The sequence below is a fragment of the Nocardioides gansuensis genome (genome assembly GCF_003076135.1).
GTDB lineage: Bacteria > Actinomycetota > Actinomycetes > Propionibacteriales > Nocardioidaceae > Nocardioides > Nocardioides gansuensis.
This window is the reverse complement of record NZ_QDGZ01000001.1, coordinates 314,612-328,459: the sequence shown is the minus strand read 5'-3', so window position 1 is coordinate 328,459 and position 13,848 is coordinate 314,612. Positions and strand designations below refer to the sequence as shown.

The following is a 13,848-nucleotide window of genomic DNA, read 5'->3' as shown; positions in this document are numbered from 1 at the left end:
GCTCTAGACCGGCCGGATGCCCAGGCCGGGTCAGGACCGCAGCGGCAGGCCGATCCGGGCGACCTTCTCGCGCTCCCAGACCTCGCCGGCGATGACCGCGTCGATCGAGCCGACTCCGAGGCTGCACACCAGCCGCAGGACGCCCGACGGCTCCGTCAGCAGCGCCTCGCCCAGCGTCCCGTGCGGCGCGGCCCAGCCGGCGAACGAGCCCCTCTCGACGAACGACTCGAACTGGGGGACGTCGTCGACGGCGAAGAGGTCCGCGGCCATCGACACCTCGGGACGCACCTGCGCGTCGTAGTCCACGGGCAGGACCAGGCACCGCGGTGACAGCCAGGCCGGATCGACGACCGGGGCGGGCTCGCCCCGCATGGGACCACTCGTGATGACCACGTCGGCGCCCTCGACGGCGCTGCGCGCGTCCGGGGCCACCTCGATGCCGTGCCCGGGTGCCGTGAGGCGCGGACCCCACGCCACGACCTCGACGTCGGGGTGGAGCACCCGCATCACGGCCGCGTGGCTGCGTCCCTGCGCGCCGTAGCCGAGGATCGCCACCCGCTGCCAGCCGGGATGGGCGAGATGCCGGACGGCCACCCCGCTCGCCACCGCGGTCCTGATGGCGGTGATCTCCTCGGCGTCCATGACCAGGGCCGGCAGCCCGGTCTCCGGGTCGTTGACGATGATGAGCCCGCTGATCGTCGGCAGCCCGCGCGAGGCGTTGGCCGGGAAGGCCGAGACCCACTTCATCGCGACCACGTCACGGTCCATCAGCCACGCCGGCATCGCGTTCAGGAAGGCACCCTCGCGCGGGTGGAGCCCCGGCTTCGGCGGCAGCTCGACCCGCCCGCGCGCGGACGCGACGTACGTCTCGTGCACGAGGTCGAGCTGCTCCTCCACCGACGGCATCAGCTCGCGCACCTGGTCCCGGTCCAGCCAGCTCAGGGACGTCATGGGCGCACCCTAGTCATCAGCGTCAGTCATCAGCGGGGTGGCAGGAGCGGCACCCGTCGGCGACCACATCGCCGGCGGCCCAACTGTGTGGGTCACCACCATCAACAACCCCCAGGCCCCGATCTAGGTTCGTGACCATGGAGACACCGGCTGCCGGGACGGGCCCCGCACCGTCCGGCACTGGACAGCGCCTCACCGGGCCGGACCTGGCCGGACGCAGGGCGCTGGTCACGGGGGCAGGCAGCGGGATCGGGGCCGCGGTCGCCGTCCGACTGGCCGACCTGGGTGCCGGAGTGGTGGTCGCGGACATCGACGCCGACCGGGCCGGCGCGGTGGCCGACCGCATCGGCGGCGAGCCGTGGGTGGTCGACCTCTCGGACGTCGACGCGCTGGCAGAGCTGCGCCTCGACGTCGACATCCTGGTCAACAACGCGGGGGTCCAGCACGTCAGCCCCGTCCACGAGTTCCCGCCGGAGCGCTTCGCCCTGATCGTCCGGCTGATGCTGCAGGCACCCTTCCTGCTGACCCGGGCGGCCCTGCCGCACATGTACGCCGCGGGGTGGGGGCGGGTGGTCCACGTCTCGAGCGCCCACGGGCTCCGGGCCAGCCCGTTCAAGTCGGCGTACGTCGCCGCCAAGCACGGTCTCGAGGGCCTCTCCAAGGTGGTCGCCCTCGAGGGGGCCGAGCACGGCGTCACCAGCAACTGCGTGAACCCCGGCTACGTCCGCACCCCGCTCGTGGAGAAGCAGATCACCGACCAGGCACGCGTCCACGACCTCTCCGAGGAGAGGGTGGTCGGCGAGGTGCTGCTGAAGAACTCGGCGATCAAGCGGCTCATCGAGCCGGACGAGGTCGCGGCCGCGGTGTCCTACCTGTGCAGCCCGGAGGCGTCGTACATGACCGGCGCGAACCTGGTGCTGGACGGCGGCTGGTCGGCCCGCTGATGTCCGGGACGGGACCGCTGCCGGCGACGCGGGACGGCGCCCGGGCCCGCCTCCCGCAGCCGACGGGCGTGCCGTCGGACACAATGCTCGACGTGACCGGAGCGGAATTCCTCGAGCTGCTGGCGCGCGACGCGTCGCCGGTGGAGTTCGAGGCGCCGCTGCTGGCGGCGCGGGTGGCCGGCGCCGACAAGGAGACGCTGGCGGCCCTCGAGCACGCCAAGGCGATGGCGCTGCAGGTGCGGGGCGTGCTGGAGTCCCGGCGCCGCCGCGAGGCAGAGCTCACCGCGCTCTACGAGACCGCCAGCGACCTCGCGGCGCTCACCGACCTCGACGAGGTGCTCGCCGCCATCGTGCGGCGCGCCCGCGCCCTGCTGCAGAGCGACATCGCCTACCTCTCCCTCAACGACGACGAGCGCGGCGACACCTACATGCGGATCACCGACGGCAGCACGTCGGCGGAGTTCCGGCAGGTGCGCCTCCCGATGGGCGCCGGTCTCGGGGGGCTCGTCGCGCAGACCGCGACGCCCTACGCCACCGCGTCCTACTTCGAGGACGAGCGCTTCCGGCACACCCAGGGCATCGACTCGGCCGTCGCCGACGAGGGGCTGGTGTCGATCCTCGGCGTCCCGCTCACGCTCGGGAAGCGGGTGATCGGCGTGCTCTACGCCGCCAACCGGTGCGTGCGCCCGTTCACGCGCGCCGACACCGCGCTGCTCGTCTCGCTCGCCGCGCACGCCGCGATCGCGATCGACAACGCCCGGCTCCTGGCCGAGACCCAGGCGGCGCTCGCGGAGCTGAAGGTGACCAGCGAGCAGCTGCGCGTCCACAGCGGAAGCGTCGAGCGGGCGGCCGCCGCGCACGACCGGCTCACCGCCCTGCTCGTCCGGGGCGGCGGCGTCGACGACGTCGCGGCCGTGGTGGCGGAGGTGCTGGGGGGCGAGGTGACCCTGCTCGACCCGGCCGCTGCCGTGCTCACCACCACCGCCCACGGGAAGGCCCTGCCCGACGACGACTTGGCCGTCTTCGTCGAGGCGGTGGCCTCCAGCCGCACCGTCGACGGCTCTGGCGTGGCGGCCGCGCCGGTGCTGGCGGGCACCGAGCTGCTCGGCTCCCTGGGCCTGCGCCGGGCAGCTCCGCTCGACGAGGCGGACCGCCGGATCCTCGAGCGGGCCGCCATGGTGACCGCCCTGCTGCTGCTCTTCCGCCGCAACGTCGCCGAGGCGGAGGGGCGGGTGCGCGGCGAGCTGCTGCAGGACCTCCTCACCTCCGCCGACCGCAACCCCGCCGACCTCCGCGACCGGGCGCGGGTGCTGGGCGCGGACCTCGACCGCGACCACGTCGTCGTGGTCGCCGAGGTCTCCGGCGACCGGTCCCGCCTCGCGCAGGCCACCGAGCACCTCGCCTCCCGCAACGGCGGGTTCTCCGTGCTGCACCGCGGCCGGCTGGTGCTCCTGCTGCCGGGCTCCGACTCCGACGCCGTCGGCGAGCTGGTCGCCCAGGCCGTCCAGGTCGTCGCGGCCGAGCCCCTGACCGCCGGCGTCTCCGGTCCGGTCTCCGGACCGCAGGACGTCGCAGCCGCTCACGACGAGGCCCGTCGTGTCCTCGACGCGCTCGTCGCCCTGGGACGCGCCGGCGAGCGCGTCCGCGCCCACGAGCTGGGCTTCGTCGGGCTGCTGGTCGGAGACCGGCCCGACGTCGCCGGCTTCGTCGAGGCCGTCCTCGGTCCGGTCCTGGCGTACGACGAGGAGCGCGGCACCGCCCTGGTGGAGACCCTCGACGCCTACTTCCGAAACGGCGCCAACCTGGTGCGCACCCGCACCGACCTGCACGTCCACGTCAACACGGTGACCCAGCGGCTCGACCGGGTCCGGATGCTGCTCGGCGACGGGTGGCAGGAGCCCGAGCGCCAGCTGGAGGTGCAGCTGGCGCTGCGCCTGCACCGGCTCGTCGTACGGCCCTGAGCCCCCGCGCTGGCGCCTCAGTCGCGCGTGCCAGCCTGTCGCCGGCGGCCGAGGTGGTGGGCGAGGGTGCCCCAGATCCCCCGGCGGAACAGCAGCACCACGACCACGAAGACCGACCCGGTCACGATGCCGATCCCCTCGAAGCCGGACGACGCCATGTAGTCCTCGAGGACCACGATGAAGCCGGCTCCGACCACGCCGCCCCACAGGGTGCCGATCCCGCCGAGCACGGCCATCAGCACGACCTTGCCCGAGGTCGTCCAGTTGACCTCCTGCAGGGAGACGAAGCCGTGGCTGATCGCGAAGAGCCCACCGGCGAGACCGGCGAGGCCGGCGGAGAGGACGAAGGCGACCACCTTGTACGTCTCGACGTCGTAGCCCAGCGCGCGGGCGCGGGGTGCGTTGTCGCGGATCGCGACGAGCACCCGGCCGAACGGCGAGTGCACGATCCGCCAGGCCGCCCACATGCCCAGCAGGATCATCGGCAGCGCGGCGTAGTAGAAGTAGAACGACTCGGTCTCGACCAGCTCGATCCCGAAGAACGACTTCGGCACCGCCTGCAGCCCGTTCTCGCCGCCGGTGACGTCGCGCCACTGGTTGGCGATGAAGTAGATCATCTGCGCGAACGCCAGGGTGACCATCGCGAAGTAGATGCCCGTCGCGCGCACCGAGAGGTAGCCGATGGGCACGGCGATGAGCATCGCGAAGAGCATGCCCGCCAGGACCGCGACGGGGAACGGGACGCCGTAGTGGACGGCCACCAGCCCGGTGCAGTAGGCGGAGCCGCCCCAGAACGCCGCGTGCCCGAAGGACAGCAGCCCGCAGTAGCCGAGCAGGATGTCGAGGGAGATCGCGAACAGCGCCCAGCAGGCGATGTCCATGGCGATCGGCGGGTAGATGAACCACGGCAGCGCCAGCGCGACTACCAGGCCGGCCGCCAGCAGCAGCCACCGCAGCCCGGACCGCCGGGGCGTGGTCGCCGACACGTGCACGTCGTCGGTCGGCAGGTCCAGGTGCGCGGTGGCACCGCTCGTCACGTCGTTGCTCATCGGGCGGCCTCCTCGCGGCCGAAGAGGCCGGCGGGGCGCACGAGCACCACGACGGCCATCAGGACGAAGATCATGATCTGCGCGTACGTCGGGGCGTAGGCCTGGCCGAACGCCTCCACCAGCCCGACGAGGAACCCGGCCACGACGGCTCCGACGATCGAGCCGAGCCCGCCGATGACCACGACGGCGAACAGGATGATGATGAAGTTGCTGCCCATGTCGGCGGTGATGGCGCGGAACGGCGCCGCGAGCACGCCCGCGATGCCGGCCAGCGCGATGCCGAAGCCGAAGACGGGCGTGACCCAGCGGCCGACGTTGATCCCGAGCGCGCGGGCGAGGTCGGAGCGCTCGGTGGCAGCCCGCACGATCATGCCCACGCGTGTCCGGGTCATGAGCAGCCAGACCAGCGCACAGATGAGCAGCGAGAAGCCGAACACGAAGAGCTGGTAGATCGGCAGCCCGACACCGCCGACCTCGATCTGCCCGGTGAGGACCTCCGGCCGCTCGTAGGGCAGCCCGGAGACGCCGTACTGCCGCTTGACTAGGTCGACCAGCAGCAGGGTCAGGCCGAAGGTGAGCAGGAAGTTGTAGAGCGGGTCGAGGCCCACGAGCCACCGCACCAGCAGCCGCTCGATGACGACTCCGAAGAGGAACAGCAGGACGGGCACGACGAGCAGGGCCGGCCAGAAGCCGAGGCCCAGGGTGTCCTGGAGCACCGCCGCGACGACGGCGCCGAGCATGTAGCAGGCGCCGTGGGCGAAGTTGACGACGCCGAGGACGCCGAAGATGACCGCGAGGCCGAGGGCGGCCAGCGCGTAGAAGCTGCCCGCGGCCAGGCCCTGGATCGTGTACTGCAGCAGTTCGTTCATCGCCATCCCTTCGCTCTGGACGAGGTCCCGCTCCGAGGGGCGCACCGGGCCTGTGGCCGGCGCACCCCTCGGCGAGGTCACATCGAGCAGCCGGACTCCTCCACGGGGCGGAAGGCCTCTTCGGCCGGGATGGTGGTGACGATCTCCTCGTAGTCCCAGTCCTCGGTGACGTCCTCGGGGGACTTGACCCGGGCGAGGTAGGCGTCGTGGATGACGCGGTGGTCCTCGGCGCGGATCTCGCCGTTGCGGAGGAACACGTCGTCGACCTCCAGGCCCTCGAGCTCCCCGACCACGGCGTCCGCGTCGTCGGTCCCGGCGCGCTGCACGGCCTCGAGGTACTGCGTGGCGGCCGAGTAGTTGGCTGCGTGGGCGAAGGACGGGCGGGTGCCGGTCTCCTCGAGGAACCGGTCGGCCCAGGCGCGGGACTCCTCGTCCATGTTCCAGTACCAGGCGTCGGTGAAGCTGGTGCCGGCGAACTGCTCGACCCCGAGCGAGTGGATGTCGGTGATGAACATCAGGCCCACGGCGAGCTCGATGCCCTTGTCGGCGAGCCCGGCCTCGTTGAACTGCTTCACCAGGTTCACGAGGTCGCCGCCCGCCTGCATGGTGCCGATGACGTCGGGGTTCTTGGCGGCGGCCTTGGTGAGGAAGGTGGCGAAGTTGTCGTTGGGGAACGGCGTCGGGATGGTCCCGCCGACGGTGCCGCCGGCGGCCTCGACCGCGGCGGTGAACGAGTTCTCCATGTCCTGGCCGAAGGCGTAGTCGGGGTAGATGATCTGCCAGTTCTTGCCGCCCTCCTTGGTCACCGCGGCGCCGGTGCCGTTGGCGAGCATGTAGGTGTCGTAGGCCCAGTGGAACGTGTACTTGTTGCACTGCTCGCCGGTGAGCTCGGTGGTGGCCGCGCCCACGTTGATGAAGAGCTTCTGCTTGGTCTTGGCCTGGTTGGCGACGGCCAGGGCGGCCGACGAGGTCGGGACGTCGAGGATCACGTCGGCCAGCTCGCGGTCGTAGAGCTCCTGCGCCTTGGTGTTGGCGACGTCGGGTTCGTTCTGGTGGTCGGCGGAGACGACCTCGATCTCGGAGGTCACCGCGTCGTCGCCGTGCTTCTCCTCGAAGTCGGCGATGGCCATCTCGACGGCCTTCACGCTGTTGGGGCCGGACAGGTCCTTGTAGACCCCCGACTGGTCGTTGAGCACTGCCAGCACGAGCTTGTCGTCGGAGATGGCACCGCCGTCGGAGCCGGGACCACCCTGGCCGCAGGCGGACAGGAGCAGCGCTCCGGCAGACAGGACGGCGGCGCTCACGGCTGCTTTCCTCTTCATGGTTCCTTCTCTCTCGTGACTGTGCGTCGGGCGGGGGAGGCGTCGGGCGGGGAGGTCAGATGCCCAGGTGTTCCAGCAGCTCGCCCTGGCGGGCCTGGAAGTCGGCGTTGTCGAGGCTCTCGACGACCGCGCCCTGGGCCAGCAGGTAGTGGCGGTCGGCGACGGTGGCGGCGAACTTCACGTTCTGCTCGATCAGCAGCACGGTGCCGCCGGTGGACCGGACCTCGTGGATGATGTCGCGGATCCGGCTGACGATCACGGGGGCGAGGCCCTCGGTCGGCTCGTCCAGCAGGAGCATCCGGGCGCCGCTGCGCAGCACCCGGGCGATCGCCAGCATCTGCTGCTCGCCGCCGGAGAGCGTCGTACCGGGCGCGCGGCGCCGGTCGGCGAGGACCGGGAAGGCGTCGTAGACCTTCTCCGTGCTCCACGCGCTGTCCGAGACGACCGGCGGGAGCAGGAGGTTCTCCTCCACGGTGAGGCTGGCGTAGATGCCGCGGTCGTCCTGCACCCAGCCGAGCCCCATCCGGGCCCTGCGGTGCGCGGGGACCTTCGCGAGGTCGGTGCCGTCGAAGACGATCGAGCCGGACACCTGCCGGTGCAGGCCCATGACCGAGCGCAGCAGGGTGGTCTTGCCCGCGCCGTTGCGGCCCACGAGCGTCACCACCTCGCCCGCGTGGACCTCGAGGTCCACGCCGCGCAGGGCCTGCGCCTCGCCGTACCAGGCGTCCAGCCCCCTGATCTCGAGCAGCGCAGGGCCGGTTGAGACAGCGTCAGGCATGGTCGGCCTCCCCGAGGTACGCCGTGACGACGCGTTCGTCGCGCCGGACCTCGTCGTAGGTGCCCTCGGCCAGGACGGCCCCGGACTGGAGCACGGTGACGCGGTCGGCCAGGCTGCCCACCACGTGCATGTTGTGGTCGACGAAGACGACCGTGCGCCCCTGCGAGATGCGGCGCACCAGCTCGATGGTCCGGTCGACGTCCTCGACGCCCATGCCGGCCGTCGGCTCGTCGAGGAGCAGCACCTTCGGGTTCAGCGCGGCGACCAGGGCCATCTCGAGCGCCCGCTTCTGGCCGTAGGCGAGCACGCCTGCCGGCCGGTCGGCCAGCGCGGCCAGGCCGACCTCCTCGATCAGCTCGTCGGCCCGGGCGCGGAACCTGCGCAGCGACCTGTCCGAGCGCCAGAACCGGTAGCCGTCGCGGGTCATGCCCTGCAGCGCGAGCTCGACGTGCTCGAGGGGGGTGAGGTGCTCGAAGAGGCTGGTGATCTGGAAGCTGCGGGCCACGCCGAGATGGGCGATCCGCTCGGGGGCGAGGCCGGTGATGTCCCTGCCGAACAGCTCGATGGAGCCCTCGGAGACGGACAGGAAGCCCGACAGCAGGTTGAAGAGCGTCGTCTTGCCGGCGCCGTTCGGGCCCACCAGGGCGTGGATGCTGCCCTCGTGCACGTCCAGGTCGACCGAGCTGACGGCGCGAAACCCCCGGAACTCCTTGCAGAGGCCCCGCGTCTGGAGAGCAAGCTGTGGGGTGGACACACCCATGACCCTAGGAACGCCCCGGACGTCCCCCAATGGTGACCCGCGCCACAATCCGCCGGGGTGGTGTAGGGCCGACCACCACATCGGTTCGTGAACGGAAGTTACCTGCAAGTAGGATCCATCTCACCCCCGATCCCCTGCCCAGGGCCGCGCACCCGCCAATAGGCTCCCTGCGTTGGGCCCTGAACGAGGAGCAGTCCATGCAGATCTTCCAGATCTTCGCCATCGCGGTCAGCCTGGCGCTCACCGTCGCGGCCGTCGCCATGCTGGTGCCGGCCGTCCAAAGCATGCTGAAGGTCGTCCGGGCGGGTCAGCCCGCCCACCGCAGCGACAACCCGGCAGCCCGCACGGCGACCATGTTCAAGGAGACGCTGCTCCACACGCGGATGCTCCAGTGGACTGTCGTCGGCGTCATGCACTGGTTCGTGTTCGCCGCGTTCCTGTTCCTCAGCACAGCCGTGGCAGCGGCGTACTTCCAGCTCTTCAAGCCGGACTTCGCATGGCCGATCATCGGCCACTGGTACCCCTACGAGTGGTTCAGCGAGCTGATCGGCGCGCTCAGCACGGTCGGCATCGTCTACCTGATCATCTACCGCCAGAAGCACCACCCGAGGACCGAGGGCCGCAACAGCCGCTTCTTCGGCTCCACGCAGTGGCAGGCCTACTTCGTGGAGTACCTCGCGCTCCTCGAGGGCTCCGCGATCCTGTTCGTCCGCGGCGCCGAGTGGAAGCTCGACGAGCACGCCGGCCGCGCGCACTACCCGATCGCCTCGTGGATCGGTGACGCCCTCTACCCGGACACCGCGGGCTCGCTCGAGAACATCATCTACGCCATCGCGGTCTTCAAGATCGCGCTCGCGATGGTCTGGCTGATGGTGGTCGCCCGCAACCTGACCATGGGCATCGCCTGGCACCGCTTCACCGCCTGGTTCAACATCTGGTTCAAGCGCGAGTCGTCGGGCCGCACCGCGCTCGGCGCGATCAAGCCACTCACCTCGGGCGGCAAGGCCATCACGCTCGACGACATCGACGACCTCGACGAGGACGCGACGCTGGGCGCCGGCACGCTCGAGGACTTCTCCTGGAAGGGCATCCTCGACTTCACCACCTGCACCGAGTGCGGTCGCTGCCAGTCGCAGTGCCCCGCGTGGAACACCGAGAAGCCGCTCTCGCCCAAGCTGCTGGTGATGGGCCTGCGGGAGCACGCCTATGCGAAGGCCGCGGGCGACCCGGCGCACACGGATCGGGTGCTCGTCGGCAGCGGCGCGAAGGGCGAGACGCACGGCGCCGGCGGCGACGTCACCGACTGGTTCTACAACCCGCCCTCGGGTTCGGCTCAGGGCGCCGACTTCGTCATCGACGAGGACGTCCTCTGGTCGTGTACGTCGTGTGGCGCGTGCGTCCAGCAGTGCCCCGTCGACATCGAGCACGTCGACCACATCATGGACATGCGCCGCTACCAGGTGCTCGTGGAGTCGAACTTCCCGGCCGAGCTCAACCAGCTCTTCAAGGGCCTGGAGAACAAGGGCAACCCGTGGAACATGTCGTCCACGGCCCGCATGGACTGGGCGAAGGGCCTCGACTTCGAGGTCCCCGTCGTGGGCGAGGACCTCGAGTCGCTCGAGTCGGTCGACTGGCTGTTCTGGGTCGGCTGCGCCGGCGCCTACGAGGACCGCGCGAAGAAGACGACCCGGGCGGTCGCCGAGCTGCTCGACATCGCCGGCGTCTCCTTCGGCGTCCTGGGCAACGGCGAGACCTGCACCGGCGACCCGGCCCGCCGGGCCGGCAACGAGTTCGTCTTCCAGGGCCTGGCGAGTGCGAACGTCGAGACGTTCAAGGAATACAAGGTCAAGAAGGTCGTCTCGACCTGCGCCCACTGCTTCAACACGCTCAAGAACGAGTACAAGGACTTCGGCATCGAGCTCGAGGTGGTGCACCACACCCAGCTGCTGAACCGCCTGGTGCGCGAGGGCAAGCTGACCCCGGTCCAGGACGGCGCGGGCGCCGCGAAGCGCTCGATCACCTACCACGACCCCTGCTACCTCGGCCGCCACAACCAGGTCTACAGCCCGCCGCGCGAGTTGCTGCAGGTGTTGCCCGGCGCCGAATACGTCGAGATGGAGCGCAACTCCGAGAGGTCCTTCTGCTGCGGCGCCGGTGGTGCCCGGATGTGGATGGAGGAGAACCTCGGCGAGCGGATCAACCTCAACCGCACCAGGGAGGCTGTCGGCACCGGCGCCGACCAGATCGCCGTCGGCTGCCCCTTCTGCCGCGTGATGCTCGCCGACGGCCTGACCGCCGAGCAGGCGAACGGCAACGCCCGCGAGGAGGTCGAGGTCCTCGACGTCGCGCAGATGCTGCTGGCGTCGGTCAGGGGCGAGTCGGCGACCAAGGTCCCGGCCGGTACGACGGCGGGCGCCGCCGCCGGTGCCGCGACTGCGGGCGCGGCGGCTGCCACGGACGTGGCGACGAAGGCGGAGCCCTCGCCCGGCGACGTCACGGTCACCGAGGACACGATCACCTCCACCGCGGACGCAGGTCCGGCGGCCAAGGCCTCGGGTGGGTCGTCGCTCTTCGACACGCCCGCCCCGGAGCCGGCCAAGCCGGCGGCTCCTGCCGAGCCCGCATCCGGTGGGTCGCTCTTCGACACCCCGGCTCCCGAGCCGGCGACACCCGCAGCGCCGGCCGAGCCCGCGTCGACGGGTGGGTCGCTGTTCGATCTCGCTCCTGCTGAGCCGGCTCCGGCGGCTCCGGCGGCTCCGGCAGAGACCAAGCCGGAGCCCGCTGCTCCGACCACGCCAGCCTCTGGCACCACGGACCTCGGTGCGGGCGGGTCGCTCTTCGACCTGACTCCAGCCGAGACCAAGCCGGAGTCCGCTGCTCCGACCACGCCGGCCTCCGGCACCACGGACCTCGGTGCGGGCGGGTCGCTCTTCGACCTGGCCGCCCCCGAGCCCACTCCCGCGCCGGCTGCCCCAGCCCCGACCCCGGCCGCCCAGCCCGCGAGCGGTGAGCAGGCAACCGTTTCCGCGTCCGAGACGGTTGCTGAGGCACCGGCCGCACCGGCGGCAAGCGCCCCGGCGACCTCGATCCCCGAGGGCGGATCGCTCTTCGACCTGGCCGCCCCCGAGCCCACTCCCGCGCCAGCCGCCCCAGCCCCGGCCCCGGCCGCCGAGCCCGCGAGCGGTGAGCAGGCAACCGAACCCTCCGATGTAACGGTTGATCACGCACCGCCCTCGCCGGCGGCCAGCGCGCCGGCGAGCTCGATCCCTGAGGACGGGTCGCTCTTCGACATCGTCGCCCCCGAGCCGGCCGCTCCGAGCACTCCAGCCCCGGAGCCGGTCGCCGAAGAGCCTGCGGACGAGGAGGAGCCGGTGGCGGAGGCCGAGGCACCCCTCGCCGAGGAGGACCAGCCCAAGCCGGTGTCGAGCGACGCGGCGCACAAGCCGCGCACGGACGCCGACATCAACTCGGGCGGGTCGCTCTTCGACCTCTGATCGAGAGCACCAGCCGGACACTGCGGCCCCTGCCAGTCGACCCTCGACCGGCAGGGGCCGCAGCCGTGTTCGCCAGGTGCCACGGCGGAACGACTGCCTCGACGCTCGTCTCTGGCCCGCTCACCGGGCCAGAGACGAGCGCACCCGGAGGACACCCTCACACCGGCGCCACATTGGCGCCAGATGACACTTGTCATGACGTCATTGTGATGTCATAGTGGTGCGCATGGACATCACCCCCTACGTCGATCACCTCCGTCGCGACCTGCTCGCGGCCGCCGACGCCGGCGGAGACGAGGTGCGCCACGCGGCCGAGCGACTGGGCTTCGCGCTGGAGCCGAGCGCCCGGCTCGCCCTGATGGAGGCCATCTCCCAGGCCGCCGCCGAGATCACCGCCGAGCTGCCGGACGGGAGCGTCGACGTGCGCCTGGCCGGACGCGAGCTCGACTTCGTCGTCCAGGTCGCACCCAGCGCACCGCTCCCCGCGCATCCGGCGCCGCCCGCGCCGCCCACACCCGAGGACATGGAGGAGGGAGGCCTGGCCCGCGTCACCCTGCGCATCCCGGAGGCCGTCAAGACCCGCGCCGAGGAGAAGGCGGCGCAGGCCGGCCAGAGCCTCAACACCTGGCTGGTCAGCGTCGTACGCGCCGCCACCGCGGAGCACGCCGTCAACGTCGACATCGACCTCTCCAGCATCCCGTTCTTCGGCGCCGACCCCTTCAGCCGGAAGACCGGCGGCAACCGGCGGATGACCGGCTGGATCTAGCCGGCTCGCCCCGCCCACCCACCCAGGCTGACCAGCACCGGCTGGTCGGCAGGACCAGCACACCCTCGAGGAGCCTCGAGAAGGGAGACAGTCATGCAGCACACCTTCGACACCCCGACCAAGATCGAGCTGTACGTCGAGCTCGGCAAGGGCCGCCTCGCGGTGACCGCGGCCGACACCACCCAGACCCGCGTCGACGTCGTGGGCAAGGACGCCGAGGACGTCGTCGTCGAGCACCGCGGCGACCAGGTCACCGTGATCGCACCGCGGTCGCAGACCGGGTTCCTCACCGGACGCGAGCCGTCCTACGAGGTGACCGTGACCATGCCCGAGCACGGCACCCTGACGAGCAAGACGGGCAGCGCCGACGTGGTCGTCGCGGGCCCGCTCGCCTCCGCCTGGCTCACGACGGGCTCCGGCGACCTCCAGGTGGAGCTCGTCGAGTCGGCCTGCGAGATCCAGTCGGGCTCGGGCGACATCCAGGTCACCGACGTCCGCGGCGACGGCCGCATCAAGTCAGGCTCCGGGGACATCCGCATCGACAGCGCCGGCGGCGCCCTGGCCGTCTCGACCGGCAGCGGGGACGTCCAGGTCCGCAACGTCGCTGGCAGGCTCGCCGTCAAGACGGGCTCCGGCGACGTGCAGGTCGGCGAGAGCAGCGACGACGTCGCGTTCTCCACCGGCAGCGGCGACCTCCAGGTCGGACTGGCCCGCCGAGGCAGCTTCGTCATCAAGGGAGCCAGTGGCGACGTCCGGATCGGCGTCCCGTCCGGCACCCCCGTCTGGACCGACATCTCGACCGTCACCGGCCGGATCCGCTCCGACCTCGAGCCGGTCGGCGCACCGGCCGAGGGCCAGGACCACCTCGAGATCCGCGCCAAGACCGCCAGTGGCGACATCACCCTCCAGCAGCGCTGACCCCACACCGACCGAGGAGACCACCGTGTTCGACTC

At 71.5% G+C, this 13,848-nt stretch carries 11 protein-coding genes; 5 read left to right on the top strand and 6 right to left on the bottom strand.

Translation table 11 applies throughout. The features are described from left to right. Positions 1–30 precede the first annotated feature (30 nt). On the bottom strand, positions 31–951 hold the full coding sequence (locus DDE18_RS01525; protein WP_116570462.1) for an ornithine cyclodeaminase family protein: 921 nt from the start codon (positions 949–951) through the stop codon (positions 31–33). A gap of 137 nt (positions 952–1,088) precedes the next feature. Between DDE18_RS01525 and DDE18_RS01520 the strand changes: the two genes are divergently transcribed. Together DDE18_RS01520 and DDE18_RS01515 are read left to right on the top strand one after the other, a co-directional pair. Continuing rightward, positions 1,089–1,895, top strand: coding sequence for a 3-hydroxybutyrate dehydrogenase (locus tag DDE18_RS01520; protein WP_116570461.1), 807 nt, complete (start codon positions 1,089–1,091; stop codon positions 1,893–1,895). 92 nt (positions 1,896–1,987) lie between these two features. After that, positions 1,988–3,856: a helix-turn-helix domain-containing protein gene (locus DDE18_RS01515; protein WP_245916384.1), complete on the top strand. Its 1,869-nt coding sequence runs from the start codon at positions 1,988–1,990 to the stop codon at positions 3,854–3,856. Positions 3,857–3,873: 17 nt separating this feature from the next. Here the strand turns inward: DDE18_RS01515 and DDE18_RS01510 are convergent, their stop codons facing one another. The 5 genes from DDE18_RS01510 to DDE18_RS01490 form a co-directional block, all read right to left on the bottom strand. Beyond that, the gene (locus DDE18_RS01510; protein WP_116570460.1) at positions 3,874–4,905 is read right to left on the bottom strand and encodes a branched-chain amino acid ABC transporter permease; all 1,032 of its coding nucleotides are present in this window, start codon (positions 4,903–4,905) and stop codon (positions 3,874–3,876) included. Continuing rightward, positions 4,902–5,774 (bottom strand): branched-chain amino acid ABC transporter permease, encoded by an 873-nt coding sequence (locus DDE18_RS01505; protein WP_116570969.1) that lies wholly within the window; start codon positions 5,772–5,774, stop codon positions 4,902–4,904. The genes DDE18_RS01510 and DDE18_RS01505 overlap by 4 nt, the downstream gene beginning before the upstream one ends. Positions 5,775–5,851: 77 nt before the next feature. After that, positions 5,852–7,078 (bottom strand): ABC transporter substrate-binding protein, encoded by a 1,227-nt coding sequence (locus DDE18_RS01500; protein WP_245916383.1) that lies wholly within the window; start codon positions 7,076–7,078, stop codon positions 5,852–5,854. 73 nt (positions 7,079–7,151) lie between these two features. Beyond that, positions 7,152–7,874, bottom strand: a complete 723-nt coding sequence (locus tag DDE18_RS01495; protein ID WP_211754361.1) for an ABC transporter ATP-binding protein — start codon at positions 7,872–7,874, stop codon at positions 7,152–7,154. After that, entirely contained in the window at positions 7,867–8,628 is a 762-nt protein-coding gene (locus DDE18_RS01490; RefSeq protein ID WP_245916382.1) for an ABC transporter ATP-binding protein, read from the bottom strand. Before DDE18_RS01490 ends, DDE18_RS01495 begins: the two co-directional genes overlap by 8 nt. A gap of 203 nt (positions 8,629–8,831) precedes the next feature. Here DDE18_RS01490 and DDE18_RS01485 point away from each other — a divergent pair, with 203 nt between their 5' ends. From DDE18_RS01485 to DDE18_RS01475, 3 genes are all read left to right on the top strand, one after another. Then, positions 8,832–12,128: a (Fe-S)-binding protein gene (locus DDE18_RS01485; protein WP_116570457.1), complete on the top strand. Its 3,297-nt coding sequence runs from the start codon at positions 8,832–8,834 to the stop codon at positions 12,126–12,128. A 226-nt stretch (positions 12,129–12,354) separates the two neighbouring features. Next, positions 12,355–12,894, top strand: coding sequence for a toxin-antitoxin system HicB family antitoxin (locus DDE18_RS01480; protein ID WP_116570456.1), 540 nt, complete (start codon positions 12,355–12,357; stop codon positions 12,892–12,894). Positions 12,895–12,987: 93 nt separating this feature from the next. Further along, positions 12,988–13,812 carry a DUF4097 family beta strand repeat-containing protein gene (locus DDE18_RS01475; protein WP_116570455.1) on the top strand — a complete coding sequence of 275 codons (825 nt, stop codon included), beginning with the start codon at positions 12,988–12,990 and terminating at the stop codon, positions 13,810–13,812. Positions 13,813–13,848 lie beyond the last annotated feature (36 nt).